Consider the following 17,343-nt stretch of genomic DNA (forward strand, 5'->3'; position numbering starts at 1 on the left):
GGACTGGACCAGATGCAGCGGCGGCGCCCGCCCAATGTTCAATCAAACACGATCACCGACCGCGCTAGCTCGCCGCGTTTCAGCTCGTCGAAGGCCGAGTTGACGTCCTCCAGCTTGATCCGGCGTGAGATCAGCTCGTCCAGCTTCAGCTTGCCCGACATGTAGAAGTCGACCAGGCGCGGCATGTCGACCGGGAAGCGGTTGGAGCCCATGTAGCTGCCCTGGATGCGGCGCTCGCCCAGGAAGTCAGGGCCGTGCAGCTCGATCTTGGTGCCGATCGGGATCATGCCGATGATATTGGCCGTGCCGCCACGCCGGAGCATCTTGAACGAGGCCTCGGCGGTGGCCTTCAGGCCGATGGCCTCGAAGCTGTGCTGCACGCCGCCGCCGGTCAGTTCGATGACCGCCTTGGCGATGTCGTCGACCTGGGAGCCGTCGATCACGTCGGTCGCGCCGAAGGTCTTGGCCAGCTCCAGCTTGGCCGGCACGCGGTCGATGGCGATGATCCGGCCCGCGCCGGCGATCGCCGCGCCGTTGATGGTGGCCAAGCCCACGCCGCCGCAGCCGATCACGGCCACGGTCTCGCCCGCCCGGACGTTCGAGGTCTGGATCACCGCGCCCACGCCGGTGGTCACCGCGCAGCCGATCAGGGCGGCGCGGTCGAACGGCATGTCCTTGCGCACCGCCACGCAGGCGTGCTCGTGGACCAGCATCATCTCGGCGAAGGATGACAGGTTCAGGAACTGGGCCATCGGGCCTGTTCCGCCATTCAGGTCTTCCTTGAACAGGCGCGGCGCCTCGCTCTTACCCCGGCGCGTCTCGGGGCTGATGCACAGGTTCATGTGCCCGGTCAGGCAGACCTCGCAGTGGCCGCAATAGGGGTTGAGGCAGGTGATGACGTGGTCGCCGACCTTGACCGTCCGCACCTCCGAGCCGACCGCCTCGACGATCCCGGCGCTCTCGTGGCCCAGCACGGCGGGCAGGGGATGGGGATAGGAGCCCTCGATGAAATGGAGGTCGGAGTGGCAGACGCCGGCGGCCTTGGTGCGGATCAGCACCTCGCGCGGGCCCGGCTTGCCGATGGCCACGGTCTCGATCTCGAGGGGCTTGCCCACCTCGCGCAGAACAGCGGCCTTCATGCTCGTCTCCCTCTTGTTTGAGGGGAGACTAGCGTCCCGCTCTGGGCGAGCGGAAGGGGAATTCGAACGAATGTTTGGCTTGCGCCTTGGGGTCTTAAGCCGCCAGGGCGATCGGGCGCTCGGGCAGGATGCGGCTGACGGCCAGCAGGACCGTCATGTCGCCTTCGCCGCTGGTGATCACGGCCGCGACCAGCGGCGACTCCTCGACATCGCCCAGCGACGGCGGCGGATTGATCGCGTCGGCCTCGACGGTGAAGCTGTCGCAGACGGCGTCGACCAGCAGGCCAGCGACGTCGGACTGGTTCTCGACGACGATGATCACCTGGCGGGGGCCATCTTGCGCCGCGCCCTTGCCCAGGCGTTGCGACAGGTCAATGACCGGCATGACCTGGCCGCGCAGGTTGATGACGCCGCGCACGAAGGGCGGGGCGTCGGGCAGCGGGGTCGGCGGGGTGACGCCACGGATTTCACGGACGGCGCTGACGGGCACGCAATAGGTCTGGGCGCCGACTTCGAACGACAGGACCTGCAGGGCCTGGCCTTGGGCGTAAGACACGTTGGTGGTCATGGCGGTCTCCGGGGAGCACGAATTTCGTCGCCTCAGGCTCTCGGAAAAAGATGAACAAACCGGTTCCAGGAACCCGAGAATTTCGTTCAGGCGCCGTTCAGGCGGCAAGGCCGATCGTCCTCGTGACGCTTCGACGGCGCGCCGCGCTGGGAGCCAAAGAGGTCAGGAGGCCACCATGGTCCGCAAGTTCGTCACCACTCTGGGCCGGGTCGGAGCCGGCGTCGCGGCTCTGTCGCTGGCCGCCGCCGCCACCACGGCCTCGGCCGATCCGCGCTACTATCATCGCTATCACAAGAGCAAGGGCGACGACGTCGCCGTGGCCGCCATCGCGGCTGGCGTGCTGGGCCTGGCGGTCGGCGCGGCCTTGTCAGACAACGATCGGCGCGATCGCTACGACGACCGCTACTATGGTCGCCGCGCCTATGCGCCGCCCCCGCCGCCGCCCCCGCGCTACTACGGTTATGGCTATGGCTACGCGCCCCGTCCGTACTACGGCGACCGGGAATGCTGGACGACCCACGAGTACGATCGCTGGAGCGGCAGCTACTACGAACGCACCGTGTGCCGCTGAGACACGCGGACGATCGGGTCGTCGGCGTAAGCCGCCGATCCGCCTTCAAGCCCCAGGTTCCCCGGGACCTGGGGCTTTTTGTCGCGCTCAAGCGTGGCGGGACTCGACTCCGCTGAGAAATGAGAACAAAAAAGGAACATTACTCCCCAGCAGCAGGAGAGCCCTGATGTCGCCGCTCGCTCCGTCGCCCCTCTCGCCAACCCCGTTCAGCGCTGGCCTACGCCTGACCGAGGATCGCCTGGACATCGCCGAGGCCGTGCTGGCCGGCGCCTGGCGCACCCTGCGCGCGGCCGGCTTCGGAGAGGCCGAGGTCCAGGCCCTGTTCGATCAGATCGCCGACCGTCCGGAAGACCTGGCGCGGCGGCTGCGGCGGATGGCGAACGCGGCGGCTTAGGGGGGCTAAGCTCAGCCTTCTTTGAAGGGTCTCATTTATGTGTCCGTCATTCCCGCCCTCGTGACGGGAACCCCTGGTTCAATGCGCACGTGCGGCGCAAGCGGACCGCCAGCGGTCCGCCCCATCCTCACTTGCGGCGGATAGAGAGGTTCCTGCCACAAGGGCGGGAATGACGGGGGGAATTGGAAATTCTAAGCGGCGCTCAACGCCTACTCAGCATCCCGCACCTGCGTCGCCGGCCGGTCGTCGCCGGACGACAGCTCTTGATGCCAGACCGCCTGCTTGTCCTCGTAGGTGATGCCCTCGGTCTCGCCCGGCAGGCGTTGCTCGCCGGCCGCGCGCTGGGCGGCCTTCAGCGCCGCGTCGTGGCTGGGAAACGTCTCCGAGAAGGTCTCGCCCACCTTATAGGCCCAGCCGCCGTCATGCTCGACGATGATGTAGGTGACTTGGGTCATGGCGCGTCTCCGTGAAGCTCGAACGTCGAACGATCCGCGACGCGGGGTGGTTCCGATGACGCGGTCTTGTCGGAAGAGGGCGCTCAAGGTTTCGAGCCCGGCGCGGATTTGATCCGCATAACGGTACGCGTTATGAGGAGGGGAGATGATCCGGAGCTTCGCTGACCGCGAGACTGAGCGTGTCTGGGGTGGCGGCCGTTCGCGTCGGTCGCCCGGCGATATCCAGGCGCAAGCCTTGCGAAAGCTGCGTGTGCTCAACCGGGTGGCGCGTCTGGAGCAATTGCGGGCGCCGCCGGGTAACCGATTGGAGGCGCTGCGCGGCGATCGGGTCGGTCAGCACTCCATCCGGATCAACGATCAATGGCGGATCTGTTTTCGCTGGCGGGATGGAGGAGCCGAGGATGTCGAGATCTGCGACTACCATTGAGACCGATCCGTCGGAGTGGCTGCCCAATCCGACGCCGGGGGACATCCTGCTGGAGGATTTTCTCAAGCCGATCGGTATGAGCCAGACGGCCTTGGCCAAGGCCATTGGCGTTCCGCCGCGTCGCATCAACGAGATCGTGCTGGGCAAGCGCGCGGTGACGGCCGACACCGACCTGCGGCTAGCGCGCTACTGGGGGCTGTCGGCGGGCTTCTGGCTGAGCCTGCAGATGGACTACGACCTGATGGAGCAGCGCCGGAAGATGGGCGCGGAGCTGGACAAGATCACGCCGCGGGCGGCGTAGGTGGATGGAGGCGGAGCCTAGGTCAGCTCTGGATCTTCTGCGCGCCTACAGCGCCGCGATCCAAGCCCTGCATGAGCGCGGGATTGTTCGCACGAAGAACATCGTCGGCTGCTATGCCGAGACATTATTTGCGCGTGCATTTGGATGGGAACTTCCGGCCAGTTCAAACAAGGCCTTCGATGCGACGGACGGCATGAGGACCTATCAGATCAAGAGCCGCCGAGTTTCAGCGTCAAACCCATCGTGCCAACTCGGGGACATGCCCAAGGACAACGAGATCACCTTCGATTGCCTGGCTGCGGTGATCTTCGAAGAAGACTTTTCGGTCCGGTATGCGGCTGTCGTCCCGGCTCCGGTCTTGATTGGCCTGCGTACCCGCCGAGATGGCCGCCCCAGATTCATCTTCCGCCCGGCCGTACTGAGCGTACCAGGCGTTGAAGACGTGACTGAGCGGCTGCGCGCGGCTCAAGCTACCTTTTAAGCCACCTTCACCCGCGCCGCGCTTTCCGGGAGGTCCGTGCCGAACGCGCGCTGGAAGAACTCGGCGACCGTGGGGCGTTCGAGTTCGTCGCACTTGTTCAGGAAGGTCAGCCTAAAGGCCAGAGCCACGTCGTGGTCGAAGATCTCGGCGTTCTGGGCCCAGGTGATCACGGTGCGGGGGCTCATGACCGTCGAGATGTCGCCGTTCATGAAGGCGTTGCGGGTCATGTCGGCGACGCGGACCATGGCCGAGATCGTGCGCCGGCCTTCGGTCGTGTCGTAGTACGGGTTCTTGGCCAGCACGATGGCGGCCTCGACGTCGTGCTCGAGGTAGTTCAGCGTCGTGACGATCGACCAGCGGTCCATCTGGCCTTGGTTGATCTGCTGGGTGCCGTGATAGAGGCCCGTGGTGTCGCCCAGACCGATGGTGTTGGTCGTGGCGAACAGGCGGAAGTACGGATTGGCGCGGATGACGCGGTTCTGATCCAGCAGGGTCAGCTTGCCGCCGGCTTCCAGCACGCGCTGGATCACGAACATCACGTCGGGGCGACCGGCGTCATATTCGTCGAACACCAGGGCGATCGGGCGCTGCAGCGACCACGGCAGAATGCCCTCGCGGAATTCGGTGATCTGCTTGCCGTCCTTCAGGACGATGGCGTCCTTGCCCACGAGGTCGATCCGCGAGACGTGGCTGTCCAGGTTCACGCGAACCAGCGGCCAGTTCAGGCGCGCGGCGATCTGCTCGATGTGGGTCGACTTGCCGGTGCCGTGATAGCCTTGGACCATCACGCGACGGTCCTTGGCGAAGCCCGCGCAGATGGCCTTGGTCGTCTGGGGATCGAAGCGATAGGCGGCGTCGATCTCGGGCACGTGGGGATCGCGGTGGCTGAAGGCTGGAACCTTCATGTCGCTGTCGACGCCGAATGCATCGCGCAGCGTCACCCACTTGTCGGGGACTAGGGTGATCAGCGGATCTTGGGCGGAGCTGGTTTCGGCGAACTCGGGCATGTTTCCGGATTAGCGCCTTGACCCGGGGGGAGGGAAGGGGGCGCCGCGCTCGCGCGCCCCTTTCCAGGGTGTTTTTTAGCGGTTGGCGTTGATCGGCGCGGCGATCGGTCTGGTCCCGACGAGACTTGCGCGGCCCAAGTTCATGTTTAAGTCGAAAACTATGGCCTCTGCCGTTCAAGGAGCGCGACGGGTGTTTCGTCTGGATGTTCGGAGACTTTTCGCCGCTGCGGGGCGAGAGATCGGGGTGGCGTCCGCCCTGCTGATCGCGGCCCTAGGCGGTTTGGGCTTCCTGGCCATCGCCGACGAGGTGGTGGAGGGCGAGGCCCACGCTCTGGACCTGGCGGTGTTGCGGGCCTTGCGGGTCGGCGGCCAGCCCCAGGCGCTGGTCGGGCCAGAGTGGCTGCACGTGGCGGCGGTCGACATCACCGCCCTGGGCTCGGTGGCGGTGCTGGGCCTGCTGATCCTGTCGGCCTTCGCGCTGCTGGCTTCGCTGAAACGCTGGACCGAGGGCTGGCTGCTGGTGCTGGGCGCGCTGAGCGGCGTTACGGTCAGCCAAAGCCTCAAGGCGGTGTTCGGCCGCGAGCGTCCCGACGAGGCCTACCGCGTGGTCGAGGCGGTCAACGCCAGCTTCCCGTCCGGTCACGCCATGCTGTCGGCGGTGGTGTTCCTGACCCTGGGCGTGCTGGCGGCGCGCTTTTCCGACCGGCGACGGGTCAAGATTCTGGCGGTCAGCGCTGCGGTGCTGGTCAGCCTGCTGGTCGGCGCCAGCCGGGTCTATCTGGGCGTCCACTGGGTCAGCGACGTTTTGGCCGGCTGGAGCGTCGGCGCGGCCTGGGCGATGATCTGCTGGCTGGCCGCCTATCTGGTCGAGCGGTGGTTCAGGCCGTCTTCGGCTTCGGACGCCACCTGAGCTCCAGCGTCGTCCAGACTGCGCCGGCGAAGTCGGCCAGGCCGACGGCCAGCCAGGCCTTGGGCAACCAGTCCAACAGGACAAAGGCGCCGATCACCACCAGCGACAGCACCCGCAGCACGACCGAGGCGCGCATGTAGGTCCGCTGCCCGGTCCAGCCCGCCACATGGTAGCCCATGGCGTAGGCCAGCAGCAGCAGGCCGCAGAACCGCACCCACGGCAGGCTGGTCGGCTCCACGGGCGATTTCAGCAGGTGGAGCGCCGCGTCAGGCGAGATCGCCAGGGCCAGGCCGGCGGTCGAGAGCAGGGCGCCCCACGCCCAGATGCTCCAAGGCTTGCCGAAAGGCACCGGTGTCACCGGTGTCGGCGCTTCGACGGGCGCGCGCCACTCCGGATCGCTATCGGTCATCTAAACAAGCCCCCGTCCGCCCCTGTCGGCGCGCGACAATGGCCTATTCGCCCCTTGCGCCGCAAGGGATCGCAGCGGACTCCGGGTGTGTCTGGCGCTGTCGGCGACTTTCGCGCTTCCCGCCTCGCGCTCTAAGGCTGGCTTTCTTCGTCGCTCCGGGGTAGCAGCCCCGCCATGATCCGCCTCGACAATATCTCCAAGCAGAACGGCCACCAGATCCTGTTCATCGAAGCCTCGATGGGCATCCAGAAGGGTGAGAAGGTCGGGCTAGTCGGCCCCAACGGCGCCGGCAAGACGACGCTGTTCCGCATGATCACGGGCCAGGAGCAGCCCGACGACGGGATCGTTTCGATCGATCCCGGCACGCGGATCGGCTATTTCAGCCAGGACGTCGGCGAGATGTCGGGCCAGAGCGCCGTGGCCGCCGTGATGGACGGCGTTGGTCCCGTCAGCGCCCTGGCCGCCGAGATGGCGACGCTGGAGGCGGCGATGGTCGATCCGGACCAGGCCGACCAGCTGGACGCGGTCATGGAGCGCTATGGCGAGGTGCTGGAACGCTTCCAGGAGCTGGACGGCTATGCGCTGGAAGCCCGCGCCCGCGAGGTGCTGGCGGGCCTGAGCTTCAGCCAGGAGCGCATGGACGGGGACGTGGGCCTGCTGTCTGGCGGCTGGAAGATGCGCGTGGCCCTGGCCCGCATCCTCCTGATGCGCCCCGACGCCATGCTGCTGGACGAACCCAGCAACCACCTCGACTTGGAAAGCCTGATCTGGCTGGAGGCGTTCCTCAAGAACTACGAGGGCGCGCTGCTGATGACCTCGCACGACCGCGCCTTCATGAACCGCATCATCGGCAAGGTGATCGAGATCGACGCGGGAACATTGATTAGCTATTCCGGCGACCTTGATTTTTACGACCAGCAGCGGGCGCTCAGCGAGGCCCAGCGCCAGGCGCAGTACGAGCGCCAGCAGGCGATGCTGGCCAAGGAAATCAAGTTCATCGAGAAGTTCAAGGCGCGCGCCTCGCACGCCGCCCAGGTGCAGAGCCGGGTCAAGAAGCTGGACAAGATCGAGCGCGTCGAGGCGCCGCGCCGTCGCCAGTCGGTGCAGTTCGAGTTCCAGAGCCCCCCGCGCTCGGGCGAGGACGTGATCAGCCTGAAGGGCGTCCACAAGGGCTATGGCGAGCGGCCGATCTACCAGGATCTCGACTTCCTGGTGCGCCGCAAGGAGCGCTGGGCCGTGCTGGGCGCCAACGGCGCCGGCAAGTCGACCCTGTTGAAGCTGGTGGCTGGTGCGACCGAGCCCGACCAGGGCAAGGTCGCCATCGGGGCCAGCGTCAAGATGGGCTATTTCGCCCAGCACTCCATGGACTTGCTGGAGGGCGAGGAAACGATCTTCGAATCCCTGGAGCGCTCGTTCCCGCAGGCGGGTCAGGGCGCCTTGCGCACCCTGGCCGGTTGCTTCGGCTTCTCGGGCGACGATGTCGAAAAGCCCTGCCGCGTGCTGTCGGGCGGCGAGAAGGCGCGTCTGGTCATGGCCAAGATGCTATTCGATCCGCCCAACCTCCTGGTGCTGGACGAGCCGACAAACCACCTGGACATGGCGACCAAGGAGATGCTGGTGGCGTCTCTGGCCGACTTCGAGGGCACCATGCTGTTCGTCTCGCACGATCGCCACTTCCTGGCGGCCCTGTCGAACCGCGTGCTGGAGCTGACGCCCGAGGGCGTGCACCAGTACGGCGGCGGCTACACCGAATATGTCGCCCGCACGGGCCAGGAAGCGCCGGGCCTGCATCCCGGGGGCTAACGGATCGCATTCGAAATAGGCTCAAAACCCGCCTTCCTGGGCACAAGGCCCAGGAAGGCCAGTTCTGGGCTTCGGAGTCGTGTTGGATCTCGATCCCATCTAGAACATCCGCATGTTCACCGCCCTGCTTGGCCTCGCGCCCATTGTCATCGCCCTGCTGACCCTCTCGGCGCTGTTCTCGGCGGCGGAGACGTCGATGACGGGCGCCAGCCGCTCGCGCATGCACCAGCTGGAGCGCGAGGGCGACGCCTCGGCGCGGCGGAGCTCTTGTCCGACCAGGAGACGATGATCGGGGCGGTCCTGTTGGGCAACAACCTGATCAACATCCTGGCCTCGGCCCTAGCGACCCAGGTGCTGACCACCCTGATCCCCGGCCCTGGGGCGTGGCCCTAGCCACCGCCGTGATGACGGTGCTGGTCCTGGTCTTCGCCGAGGTGCTGCCCAAGACCGTGGCCATTGTCCGCTCCGACGACGTCGCCCGCGCCCTGTCGGCGCCGACGCTGTTCCTCGTGGGGCTGTTCGGCCCGGTCATCTACGCGGTGCAGTGGATCGTGCGCCGCACCTTGCGGATCTTCGGCGTCCGGCTGGACATGGCCGTCGACGTGCTGGCCGCCCACGAGGAGATCCGGGGTGCGGTCGACTATCACCACTCCGAAGGCCTGGTGGAGACCGACGACCGGCGGATGCTGGGCGGGGTGCTGGATCTTTCGGACATGGACGTTTCGGAGATCATGGTCCACCGCAAGTCGATGGTCCTGTTGGACGCCGACCTGCCCGCGCGCGAACTGGTCGACCAGGTGCTGGAGGCCCAGCACACCCGCGTGCCGCTGTATCGCGACGAGCCTGACAACATCATCGGCGTGCTGCACGCCCGCGACCTGCTCAAGGCCCTGGCGCAGTCGCCGACTGGGGTGGAGGGGCTGGACATCGCCGCGATCCTGCGCGAGCCGTGGTTCATCCCCGACACCACCAATCTCAAGGACCAGCTGAACGCCTTCCTCAAGCGCAAGAGCCACTTTGCTTTGGTCGTCGATGAGTACGGCGCGCTGCAGGGCCTGGTGACGCTGGAGGACATCCTCGAGGAGATCGTCGGCGAGATCGACGATGAGCACGACACGGCCCTGGATGGCGTGCGCAAGCAGCAGGACGGCTCGGTCAATGTCGACGGCCATGTCACCGTGCGGGACCTTAACCGCGCCATGGACTGGCGGTTGCCCGAGGGCGAGGCGGTGACGATCGCCGGCCTCGTCATCCACGAGGCCCAGATGATCCCCGAGCCGGGCCAGACCTTCATCTTCCACGGGCACCGGTTCCAGGTGCTGCGCCGCCAGCGTAACCAGATCACCGCCTTGCGCATCAGCGCGCCGCTGGACGAGGGCGAAGAGTCGTAGGCCGATGATGTGACCGCCTGGGAACCCGATCTCTCCGCGCGCGTTTAGGGCCATTGCTGGTCTGGGAACCACTGCGGGTCAGGGGGCGGCCAGGTGCGCCGGCCTTGGCGCGCGGCTTCTTGAACGCGGTCTCGCGGCCGAGCTATCCGGCGGGGTCGAGCTGACCTATGATCACTTCGGACTCGCCTGCCACATGGTGATGCCCCTGCGCACGCTGGAGCCCTGATCTATGAAGACTCTCTCGTCCCTGAAGGTGCTGGTCGTCGAAGACGAGGCCCTCGTTTCCATGCTGGTCGAGGACATGCTGACCGACCTCGGCTGCACGGTCGTCGGCCCCGCGGCCGAGATCGAGGAGGCCCTGAAGCTGGCCGGCTCTGCGGATATCGACGCGGCCTTGCTGGACGTGAACCTGGGCGGTCGGCCGATCTTCCCGGTCGCCGACGCGCTGCGCGCGCGCGGCGTGCCCTACGCCTTCGCCAGCGGCTATGGCGAGGCCGGCATCAGCGAGGATCACAAGGGCTCGGCCGTGCTGCAGAAGCCCTTCCGCGAGGCCGACCTGCGCCGCGTGCTGGAAGGCCTGGTCGCCCAGACGGCCTGATCGGGCCACCAGGACGAAAACAAAACACGACGGAAACAAAAAAGGCGGCCCCAAGGGACCGCCTTTTTCTTTACCGCATTGGACGAGAGCGGCCGGGAAGGAAATCCTTCCCGGCCGTCCTTGTTCTAGAAGCGGGCCGTCAGGCCGACTTGATAATAGCGGCCCATGACGTCGTAGACGCCCAGACCGGTCGTGCCGTACGGCGCTTCCTTGTCGAACAGGTTCCGAACGTTCAGGCGAGCCTTCACGCGGTCCATGCCCAGACGGCCACCGAGCAGATCGGTCAGGTCATAGGACATGGCCAGGTTGTTCACGTAGTAGTCGTCGACCCACAGCGGGTCGCGGGTTTCCGGCGTGAAGTCCTTGTTGAAGTACGACTTGCCAATGAAGGTGGTGGTCAGCGTGGCCGACAGCGGGCCGCGCTTGTAGGTCGTGTCCAGGCTCCAGGAGACGTCGGGGTTGCCGATTTCGCCCTTGTCGTCGTTCAGGTCGAAGCCAAGGCCGGTGACCGAGGTCTCTTGCTTGTTGACGTGGTAGAGGTCGAATTCGAACTCCAGGGTGCCCAGGTCACCGCCCTTGCTTCCGACGTAGGGAACGTCAGCCAGCGCGAACTTGTAGTCGACGCCCAGGGTGGCGCCTTGGAAGTTCGTGTAGCCAGCGTTGACGTAGCCGGCGGCCGGACCGGTGTAGCCGGTGGCGCTGTCGGCGCCGCGAACCTGACCGTTCGCGTCGCGCGAGAAGCGCGAGCAGACGTCGGCCGGCTTGCTCGGCGAGTCGTAGCAGACCTGCATGATCGAGCTGAGGTTGAAGTTTACGATCGCATCGGTGATGTCGATGTTCACCCAGTCAAAGCTGATCGCCAGACCCTTCACGAAACGCGGCTGATAAACGAAGCCGACGGACCATTGGTCAGCCAGTTCGTTGTTCAGGCTGCGGTTACCCGAGGTCGTGCCCTGGACCGTGGCGGCCTGGACGTTCGAGGTCAGGTTGAAGTTCGCCGGCAGGCCCAGAGCCGTGAAGTCCGAGCGGCAGTTGGCCTGGCGGGCGGCCGGGTTCGGGCCCGAGTTGATGTTCCGCGCGTCGCAGGGGTCGGTGGCGGTCATGAAGCTGACCGCGTCCGGCAGGAACAGTTCGGTGATCGCCGGGGCGCGGAACGAAGCGCTCTTGGTGCCGCGGAGCAGCAGGTCATCGAACGGCTTCCATTGCAGGCCGTAGCTCCACACGTCGTTCTTGCCGGCCAGCGAGTTGTTCACCTTCCGGCGAGCGCCGTCGATTTCCAGGCTGCGCATGCCGGGGAACGAGAAGTCGCCGCCGAAGATCGGGATCCGGCCTTCGATATAGGCTTCCTTGGTGTCGAACGAGCCGCTGATCGCCGAGATCGCGGCCGAACGGCCCACGCCCAGACGTTGCGGATCGTTCGGCGAGAAGCGCGACTTTTCCTTACGGTACTCGTAGCCGGCGTTGAAGCTGGCCCAGCCGGCCGGCAGCTTGATCAGATCGCCACCGAAGTTGGCTTCGTAACCGGTCTGGATCAGAGCGTACTTGCTCTCGAACTGGACGTTCACATAGTTCAGGGACGCCTGGCTGGGCGAGCCGACGCCGAACAGGTTCAGCGGGGCGCAGCCAGCCGCGCGCGCCGTGGCGCTGCGGCAGACGATGTTGCCGGAAGAGTCACGAACGGCGTCGATCGCTTCCAGGAAGCGGGTCTGGTTGATGTTCGGCGACGAGAAGGTGCCCCACGACTTGCCCAGGTTCGCCGCGACGTTCCAGTAGAAGCTGCGGTCGGCGTAGTCGAAATCGCCTTCAAGATTGAAGACGTTGCGGATCAGGTCGCCCTTGGTGCTGGTCTTGTTGTTGCCGATGTCCGACGAAGCGCGGCTCAGGAAGAAGATGCCTTCGCCCGGGTTCGCCGCGTCGGCCGTCAGAGCGGTCGTCTGGCCCAGCAGGGCCGCGCGGGTCGCGGCCGGCAGGAACGGATTGGCCGTCGACATGCGCAGCGCAGACGAGTTACCGCCGAACAGAGGCGCGTTGTAGATCGGCTGGTTATACGGCTCGACCGAGCTCTGGTGGTTGTAGAACGTCTCGGTGTTGAAGCGGACGTGGTCGTTGATCTCGTAGCGGCTGAACAGCGTGGCGACGTGGCGCTTGACCGGCGAGACCAGCGACGACAGGTCGGCCAGGTTCAGGCCGTTGCCGCCCGAGGCGACGCTCGAGCTGTAGAAGGTGCCGGTGGCGTAGGGCACCAGCACGCCGCCGGGACCAAACTGGGCGGCGATGCGCTGACCCGGGTTGTTCGGATCCGCCATGGTCAGGATGCCCGACAGGGCCGCAGAGCCAGCGCGCGTCGGCAGGCCGCCGGCGGTGACTTCCGGAATGCGACGGTTCAGGATGATGATCGAACCGGGGATGCCGTCGGTCGTCGTACGGTTTGCCGGGTTCACCGCGAAGGTCAACTGACGCGCGGTGATGTCGCGATCGTTGAAGCTCAGCGCCGTGGTCTGGGCGTACTCGTAGCTGCCCGAAACGTTCAGGCGGCCGTCCATGAAGCTGCGGCCGGCCGTGATACGGCCCCGGTAGGTCTCGGCGTCACTCTTGTCGGAGATGCCGAACTGGCCGTCGACCTCGACGCCTTCGAAGCGGTTCTTGGTGATGATGTTGATGACGCCGGCCACGGCGTCCGAGCCGTAGACGGCCGCGCCGCCGGCCTGAACGTTCTCGACGCGGTCGATCATGCCGGTCGGGATGCCGTTGAAGTCGACTTGACCGCCGGCGCCGGCGCCCGAGAACAGCGAGGCGACGTTGCTGCCGACGAAGCGGCGGCCGTTCACCAGCGTCAGGGTGCGGTTGGTGCCCAGGTTGAACAGGTTGATGAAGTTACGGCCCGTGCCGAACGAGCCCTGGTCGCCGATCGGATTGACCGGGATGCCGGACGCCGGCAGGTCGTTCAGGGCGTCGGCGATGTTGGTGTAGCCCTTGGAGTCGATCGTCTCGGAGCTGATGACTTGCATCGGCTGGGTCGAGACCAGGTCGGGGCGGCGGATACGCGAACCGGTGACGACGACGGCTTCGACTTCAGCGACGCCTTCCTTCGGCGCGGCTTGGCTGGCCTGGGCGTAGGCGCCCGTGGCGCCGGCCATCGCGATCAGCATGCTGGAGCTGAGCAGAAGAGAACGAGTGATCATGGACAAGAACAAACCCCCAGAACTTTTGGTGATCGGCGCACCGGCGTCACACGTCGCATCAAACGGATGCATCGCGTCAGCGTGAACCTTGCCGGAAATTAATGCGGGCTCGGAGCCCGCGACACCTCAATGCTGCGGTGAATTCTACTTCGCGGGCAGACCGTTACCTAGGTGACACACAAGCGCCACAGTCGCGATTTTCCGGCAAGCAATCGACGACCGCTTGCGGCGAAACGCTCGTTTCGCGTTTAGCTCCTATGCGGATTTATTTGCCCCAAGGTCGGACCTTATCGTTGGTAATGGGCATAAATTTCCGCAAGGCGAGGAGGCTTGATGGCGTGCGGCTGCGCGACCGGAAACAATTCTTTTCGGTCGATAAGGTACGCTTATTTTACTAGTTTGCCCCGATTTCGCCTTCAATCCAGGTCGCTTGGCCCGAACGACTGTGGCAGCAGGTCCCAGAAGCCGACGCGCCGCGTGGGTTGTCCGCCTTGCACCGACACGACCTCGCAAGACCTGCCGGCGAACTCTGCGATGCGCTGGCGGCAGGCGCCGCAGGGCTGGACGACGGCGTCGGAGCCGGCCGCGATCAGCACCTTGGCGATGCGGCGCACGCCGCCGGCCGTGATCATCGCCCCGATCGCCGTCTGCTCGGCGCAGGTGCCGGACGGATAGGCCGCGTTCTCGACATTGACGCCATAGTGCGCGCGCCCCGCCTCGTCGATCACCGCGGCGGCCACCGTGAAGTTGGAGTATCGGGCGTACGACCGCTCCAGCAGCGCGGGCAAGGCCCGGGCGGCGGTCTGTTCCAAGGTGTCGGAAGAAGAGATCTCGTCGGCGCTCATGCTTGTCCTGCCTGTCCGGCCAAGGTCGCGCCGGGGAGAGAGGCAATCAGTCGCGGCGCCGGCGCGCAAGCTCAAAATCGCGGACGCTCAGGCCTCGCCTGGCGCCGTCGCGACGATCGACAGGGCGTGGACCGGCCCCGCCAGCTCGTCGGCCAGGGTCTTCATCACCATGCGCTGGCGCATCACCCGGGCCTTGCCCGCGAAGGCTTCCGACTCGATACGCAGGGTGAAGTGGCTTTCGCCCGCACCGCTATGGCCGGCGTGGCCTTGGTGGCGGTCGCTGTCGTCGACCAGCTCCAGCCGCGACGGCGCGAAGGCGGCCTCCAACTTGGTCCGAATAGCTTCCGCAACGGCGCCCATGACGCAACTCCCGCATGTCAATCCTTGAACGGAAATAGCGCGGGCTTACTCTAAGCGCCATGAGCCGGCCGTTCGAGTACCGCCCCAAATTCTATGACATCCGGGTCAAGCCCCCCAAGGAGGGCGACGACGACCGAGTCGAGGACGTCCTGCGCCTGAAGCCGGGCGAGAAACGCTGCGACCATCCCGACTGCCACCTGCCCGGCTCGGCCAAGGCGCCGAAGTCGCGCGACATACCCAACCAGCACTACTGGTTCTGTCAGCGGCACGCGGCCGAGTACAACAAGAACTGGAACTTCTACGCCGGCATGAGCGAGGCCCAGATTCGGGCCGAGCAGGAATCTGAACGGATGACTGGCGGCCGTCCGACCTGGAGCTTCAAGGCCGACGCCCGCTCGCGCGAGGCCGCCGCCCAGGCCGCCCGCGACGCCCGCGCCTTCGCCGACCCGTTCGGCGTCTTCCGCGCTCAGCAGCGGCGGGCCGAATCACAGCGGACCGCCGCCGAGCGCGGCCTGGGCAAGCTGGAGCGCCAGGCCCTGGCGGACCTGGACCTGGAGGCCGGCGCCGACAGCGCGGCGATCAAGGCCAAGTACAAGGAGCTGCTCAAGCGCTGCCACCCCGACGCCAATGGCGGCGACCGCAGCGCCGAGCACAAGCTGCAGCGCGTGATCAAGGCCTACAAGCAGCTGCAGAAGTCGGGGGTGGTGTAGGCGCGATCGCCGGCCTGAGGGCGGCGGGCCAGAAGCCAGCCGTCGCCTAAACCGCGCCCTCGGCGATCAGGAACGTCCGTAACGCCTCGCGGTCCACATCCTTGGCCACGAACGCGTCACCGATCCCCCGCACCAGCACGAAGGTCAGCTTGCCGCCTTCGGCTTTCTTGTCCTGGCCGCAGTGGGCGATCAGGGCGTCGGCGTTGAAGGGCTCTTTCCGCACGTCCGCCAGCGTTGTCGGCAGACCGGCGGCCTTGATGGCGGCTTGCGCGCGGACGGCGTCTTGGGCCGAGCACAGGCCCTGGGCGGCCGAGAAGCGGAAGGCCTGGGCCATGCCGACGCCGACGGCTTCGCCGTGCTTCAACGCATCGCCAAAGCCCATCTCGGCCTCGATCGCGTGGCCGAAGGTGTGGCCGAGGTTCAAGAGCGCGCGGCGGCCGGCTTCCTTCTCGTCCTCGGCGACGATCTCGGCCTTCATCTCGACGCTGCGGCCGACGGCGCGGACCAGGGCGTCGACATCGCGCTCCAGGACCCTGGCGACGTTCGCCTCCAGCCACTCGAAGAAGGCGAAGTCACCCAGCAGGCCGTACTTGACGATCTCGGCGTAACCACAAGCCAGCTCGCGGGCGGGCAGGGTGGCCAGGACGTCGAGGTCGGCCAGCACCAGGCGCGGCTGGTGGAAGGCGCCGATCAGGTTCTTGCCGCGCGGGGTGTCGATGGCGGTCTTGCCGCCGACCGAGCTGTCGACCTGGGCCAAGAGCGTGGTCGGGACCTGCACGAAGTCGATGCCGCGCTTGTAGATCGCCGCCGCGAAGCCGGCCAGATCGCCCACCACGCCGCCGCCGAACGCCACGATCTGGTCGCCGCGCTCCAGGTTCAAGGCCAGCAGGCGATCGGACAGGTCGGCCAGCCCCTCGAAGCTCTTGCTCTCCTCGCCGGGGGGATGGTGATGACGTCGACGGCGATCCCGGCCTTTTCCAAGGACGCCGCCAGGCGCTCGCCGTGGTGCTCGCCGACATGGGCGTCGGTGACGATCGCCACGCGCTTGCGCTTGCCCAAGACGGGCGCAATCTGCTCGCCCGCCCGGTCGATCAGGCCCGGGCCGATGACGACGTCATAGGCCCGGTCGCCCAGGCCCACGGGAACGGTGCGGATCATGGGGTGGGAACTCCTGGCGTGAGACGCTCGCGCAGCGCGGCCAGGATGGCGTCGACGGCCACCCCGTGCGGCGTGTCGCCGGTCTGGACGTGGACTTGCGCCTCGGCATAGGCAGGGTTGCGAACGCGGGCCAGCTCGGTGAGCACCGCCACCGGATCCTTGCCCTTCAGCAGCGGCCGGGTGTCCTTGCGCGAGACGCGGCGCGCCAAGAGCTCGACATCCGCCTTCAGCCAGACCGACAGCGCCTTGTCGTTGATCATGGCGCGGGTCTCGGCGTTGACGAAGGCGCCGCCGCCGGTGGCCAGCACGTGCGGCGGCTCGTCCAGCAGGCGGGCGATCACCCGGCGCTCGCCGTCGCGGAAGGCCGGCTCGCCCAGCTCGGCGAAGATCTCGGAGATCGAACGGCCGGCGGCGGCCTCGACCTCGTTGTCAGCGTCGCGGAAGGGCAGGTTGAGGACGGTGGCCAGGCGCCGTCCGACGCTGGACTTGCCCACGCCCATCAGCCCGACCAGCACGATGGTCTTCTGGCGCAGCGGCGCCAGGTCTTCGAACGCATGGCGCGAAGGCGCCTTGTCTTCGGGGGGATGAGCGGACTCGGTCATGATGCGGTCGCGGGTTTACACGAGGCTTGGCC

18 protein-coding genes and 2 pseudogenes are annotated in these 17,343 nt (G+C 66.7%); 10 read left to right on the top strand and 10 right to left on the bottom strand.

The features are described from left to right. Positions 1–38: 38 nt before the first annotated feature. Both CSW59_RS05920 and CSW59_RS05930 read right to left on the bottom strand, forming a co-directional pair. Entirely contained in the window at positions 39–1,139 is a 1,101-nt protein-coding gene (locus CSW59_RS05920) for a Zn-dependent alcohol dehydrogenase (RefSeq protein ID WP_099443168.1), read from the bottom strand. A 94-nt stretch (positions 1,140–1,233) separates the two neighbouring features. Then, positions 1,234–1,707, bottom strand: a complete 474-nt coding sequence (locus CSW59_RS05930) for a chemotaxis protein CheW (protein ID WP_099443169.1) — start codon at positions 1,705–1,707, stop codon at positions 1,234–1,236. Positions 1,708–1,882: 175 nt separating this feature from the next. On the opposite strand from CSW59_RS05930, the gene CSW59_RS05935 reads away from it, so the two are divergent. Further along, positions 1,883–2,278 carry a hypothetical protein gene (locus tag CSW59_RS05935; RefSeq protein ID WP_099443170.1) on the top strand — a complete coding sequence of 132 codons (396 nt, stop codon included), beginning with the start codon at positions 1,883–1,885 and terminating at the stop codon, positions 2,276–2,278. Between the two features lie 166 nt (positions 2,279–2,444). Beyond that, positions 2,445–2,672, top strand: coding sequence for a hypothetical protein (locus tag CSW59_RS05940; protein ID WP_099443171.1), 228 nt, complete (start codon positions 2,445–2,447; stop codon positions 2,670–2,672). A 209-nt stretch (positions 2,673–2,881) separates the two neighbouring features. Here the strand turns inward: CSW59_RS05940 and CSW59_RS05950 are convergent, their stop codons facing one another. Further along, positions 2,882–3,127 (bottom strand): DUF2188 domain-containing protein, encoded by a 246-nt coding sequence (locus tag CSW59_RS05950; RefSeq protein WP_099443172.1) that lies wholly within the window; start codon positions 3,125–3,127, stop codon positions 2,882–2,884. Between the two features lie 145 nt (positions 3,128–3,272). Here CSW59_RS05950 and CSW59_RS05955 point away from each other — a divergent pair, with 145 nt between their 5' ends. From CSW59_RS05955 to CSW59_RS05965, 3 genes are read left to right on the top strand one after another with little or no spacing between them, the layout of a single operon-like run. Beyond that, the gene (locus CSW59_RS05955; protein WP_099443173.1) at positions 3,273–3,554 is read left to right on the top strand and encodes a type II toxin-antitoxin system RelE/ParE family toxin; all 282 of its coding nucleotides are present in this window, start codon (positions 3,273–3,275) and stop codon (positions 3,552–3,554) included. Continuing rightward, positions 3,529–3,855, top strand: a complete 327-nt coding sequence (locus CSW59_RS05960) for a HigA family addiction module antitoxin (protein ID WP_099443174.1) — start codon at positions 3,529–3,531, stop codon at positions 3,853–3,855. Before CSW59_RS05955 ends, CSW59_RS05960 begins: the two co-directional genes overlap by 26 nt. A 4-nt stretch (positions 3,856–3,859) precedes the next feature. After that, positions 3,860–4,336, top strand: a complete 477-nt coding sequence (locus CSW59_RS05965) for a hypothetical protein (protein ID WP_099443175.1) — start codon at positions 3,860–3,862, stop codon at positions 4,334–4,336. On the opposite strand, the gene cobS is transcribed toward CSW59_RS05965, so the two are convergent. Then, positions 4,333–5,343, bottom strand: coding sequence for a cobaltochelatase subunit CobS (cobS, locus tag CSW59_RS05970; RefSeq protein WP_099443176.1), 1,011 nt, complete (start codon positions 5,341–5,343; stop codon positions 4,333–4,335). The two genes, CSW59_RS05965 and cobS, sit on opposite strands and share 4 nt — an antisense overlap. A 190-nt stretch (positions 5,344–5,533) precedes the next feature. On the opposite strand from cobS, the gene CSW59_RS05975 reads away from it, so the two are divergent. Further along, positions 5,534–6,253: a phosphatase PAP2 family protein gene (locus CSW59_RS05975; protein ID WP_099443177.1), complete on the top strand. Its 720-nt coding sequence runs from the start codon at positions 5,534–5,536 to the stop codon at positions 6,251–6,253. Here CSW59_RS05975 and CSW59_RS05980 read toward each other — a convergent pair. Next, positions 6,222–6,662 (bottom strand): hypothetical protein, encoded by a 441-nt coding sequence (locus CSW59_RS05980; protein ID WP_099443178.1) that lies wholly within the window; start codon positions 6,660–6,662, stop codon positions 6,222–6,224. The genes CSW59_RS05975 and CSW59_RS05980 overlap by 32 nt on opposite strands. Before the next feature lie 174 nt (positions 6,663–6,836). Here CSW59_RS05980 and CSW59_RS05985 point away from each other — a divergent pair, with 174 nt between their 5' ends. From CSW59_RS05985 to CSW59_RS05995, 3 genes and pseudogenes are all read left to right on the top strand, one after another. Then, positions 6,837–8,465: an ABC-F family ATP-binding cassette domain-containing protein gene (locus CSW59_RS05985; protein ID WP_099443179.1), complete on the top strand. Its 1,629-nt coding sequence runs from the start codon at positions 6,837–6,839 to the stop codon at positions 8,463–8,465. 112 nt (positions 8,466–8,577) lie between these two features. After that, positions 8,578–9,856: pseudogene (locus CSW59_RS21605) on the top strand (HlyC/CorC family transporter). Positions 9,857–10,085: 229 nt separating this feature from the next. Beyond that, positions 10,086–10,454: a response regulator gene (locus CSW59_RS05995; RefSeq protein WP_099443180.1), complete on the top strand. Its 369-nt coding sequence runs from the start codon at positions 10,086–10,088 to the stop codon at positions 10,452–10,454. A 125-nt stretch (positions 10,455–10,579) separates the two neighbouring features. On the opposite strand, the gene CSW59_RS06000 is transcribed toward CSW59_RS05995, so the two are convergent. From CSW59_RS06000 to CSW59_RS06010, 3 genes are all read right to left on the bottom strand, one after another. Further along, entirely contained in the window at positions 10,580–13,636 is a 3,057-nt protein-coding gene (locus CSW59_RS06000) for a TonB-dependent receptor domain-containing protein (RefSeq protein ID WP_161495022.1), read from the bottom strand. Between the two features lie 416 nt (positions 13,637–14,052). Next, a complete protein-coding gene (gene cdd / locus CSW59_RS06005) occupies positions 14,053–14,481 on the bottom strand; it encodes a cytidine deaminase (protein ID WP_099443182.1) in 429 nt (142 codons plus the stop codon). A gap of 87 nt (positions 14,482–14,568) precedes the next feature. Beyond that, positions 14,569–14,841, bottom strand: a complete 273-nt coding sequence (locus tag CSW59_RS06010; protein WP_099443183.1) for a BolA family transcriptional regulator — start codon at positions 14,839–14,841, stop codon at positions 14,569–14,571. Between the two features lie 59 nt (positions 14,842–14,900). Here CSW59_RS06010 and CSW59_RS06015 point away from each other — a divergent pair, with 59 nt between their 5' ends. Then, positions 14,901–15,551: a J domain-containing protein gene (locus tag CSW59_RS06015; protein WP_099443184.1), complete on the top strand. Its 651-nt coding sequence runs from the start codon at positions 14,901–14,903 to the stop codon at positions 15,549–15,551. A gap of 46 nt (positions 15,552–15,597) precedes the next feature. Here the strand turns inward: CSW59_RS06015 and aroB are convergent. Then, positions 15,598–16,709, bottom strand: a pseudogene (gene aroB, locus CSW59_RS06020) (3-dehydroquinate synthase). Beyond that, the gene (locus CSW59_RS06025) at positions 16,706–17,311 is read right to left on the bottom strand and encodes a shikimate kinase (RefSeq protein ID WP_099443185.1); all 606 of its coding nucleotides are present in this window, start codon (positions 17,309–17,311) and stop codon (positions 16,706–16,708) included. Before CSW59_RS06025 ends, aroB begins: the two are co-directional and overlap by 4 nt. Positions 17,312–17,343: the final 32 nt, after the last annotated feature.

The organism is Caulobacter sp. BP25, from assembly GCF_002737755.1.
Classification (GTDB): domain Bacteria; phylum Pseudomonadota; class Alphaproteobacteria; order Caulobacterales; family Caulobacteraceae; genus Caulobacter.

Coding starts and splice junctions, on each gene's coding strand:
- CSW59_RS05920 (WP_099443168.1), bottom strand. CDS start 1,139: ATGAAGGCCGCTGTTCTGCGCGAGGTGGGCAAGCCCCTCGAGATCGAG.
- CSW59_RS05930 (WP_099443169.1), bottom strand. CDS start 1,707: ATGACCACCAACGTGTCTTACGCCCAAGGCCAGGCCCTGCAGGTCCTG.
- CSW59_RS05935 (WP_099443170.1), top strand. CDS start 1,883: ATGGTCCGCAAGTTCGTCACCACTCTGGGCCGGGTCGGAGCCGGCGTC.
- CSW59_RS05940 (WP_099443171.1), top strand. CDS start 2,445: ATGTCGCCGCTCGCTCCGTCGCCCCTCTCGCCAACCCCGTTCAGCGCT.
- CSW59_RS05950 (WP_099443172.1), bottom strand. CDS start 3,127: ATGACCCAAGTCACCTACATCATCGTCGAGCATGACGGCGGCTGGGCC.
- CSW59_RS05955 (WP_099443173.1), top strand. CDS start 3,273: ATGATCCGGAGCTTCGCTGACCGCGAGACTGAGCGTGTCTGGGGTGGC.
- CSW59_RS05960 (WP_099443174.1), top strand. CDS start 3,529: ATGTCGAGATCTGCGACTACCATTGAGACCGATCCGTCGGAGTGGCTG.
- CSW59_RS05965 (WP_099443175.1), top strand. CDS start 3,860: ATGGAGGCGGAGCCTAGGTCAGCTCTGGATCTTCTGCGCGCCTACAGC.
- cobS (WP_099443176.1), bottom strand. CDS start 5,343: ATGCCCGAGTTCGCCGAAACCAGCTCCGCCCAAGATCCGCTGATCACC.
- CSW59_RS05980 (WP_099443178.1), bottom strand. CDS start 6,662: ATGACCGATAGCGATCCGGAGTGGCGCGCGCCCGTCGAAGCGCCGACA.
- CSW59_RS05985 (WP_099443179.1), top strand. CDS start 6,837: ATGATCCGCCTCGACAATATCTCCAAGCAGAACGGCCACCAGATCCTG.
- CSW59_RS05995 (WP_099443180.1), top strand. CDS start 10,086: ATGAAGACTCTCTCGTCCCTGAAGGTGCTGGTCGTCGAAGACGAGGCC.
- CSW59_RS06000 (WP_161495022.1), bottom strand. CDS start 13,636: ATGATCACTCGTTCTCTTCTGCTCAGCTCCAGCATGCTGATCGCGATG.
- cdd (WP_099443182.1), bottom strand. CDS start 14,481: ATGAGCGCCGACGAGATCTCTTCTTCCGACACCTTGGAACAGACCGCC.
- CSW59_RS06010 (WP_099443183.1), bottom strand. CDS start 14,841: ATGGGCGCCGTTGCGGAAGCTATTCGGACCAAGTTGGAGGCCGCCTTC.
- CSW59_RS06015 (WP_099443184.1), top strand. CDS start 14,901: ATGAGCCGGCCGTTCGAGTACCGCCCCAAATTCTATGACATCCGGGTC.
- CSW59_RS06025 (WP_099443185.1), bottom strand. CDS start 17,311: ATGACCGAGTCCGCTCATCCCCCCGAAGACAAGGCGCCTTCGCGCCAT.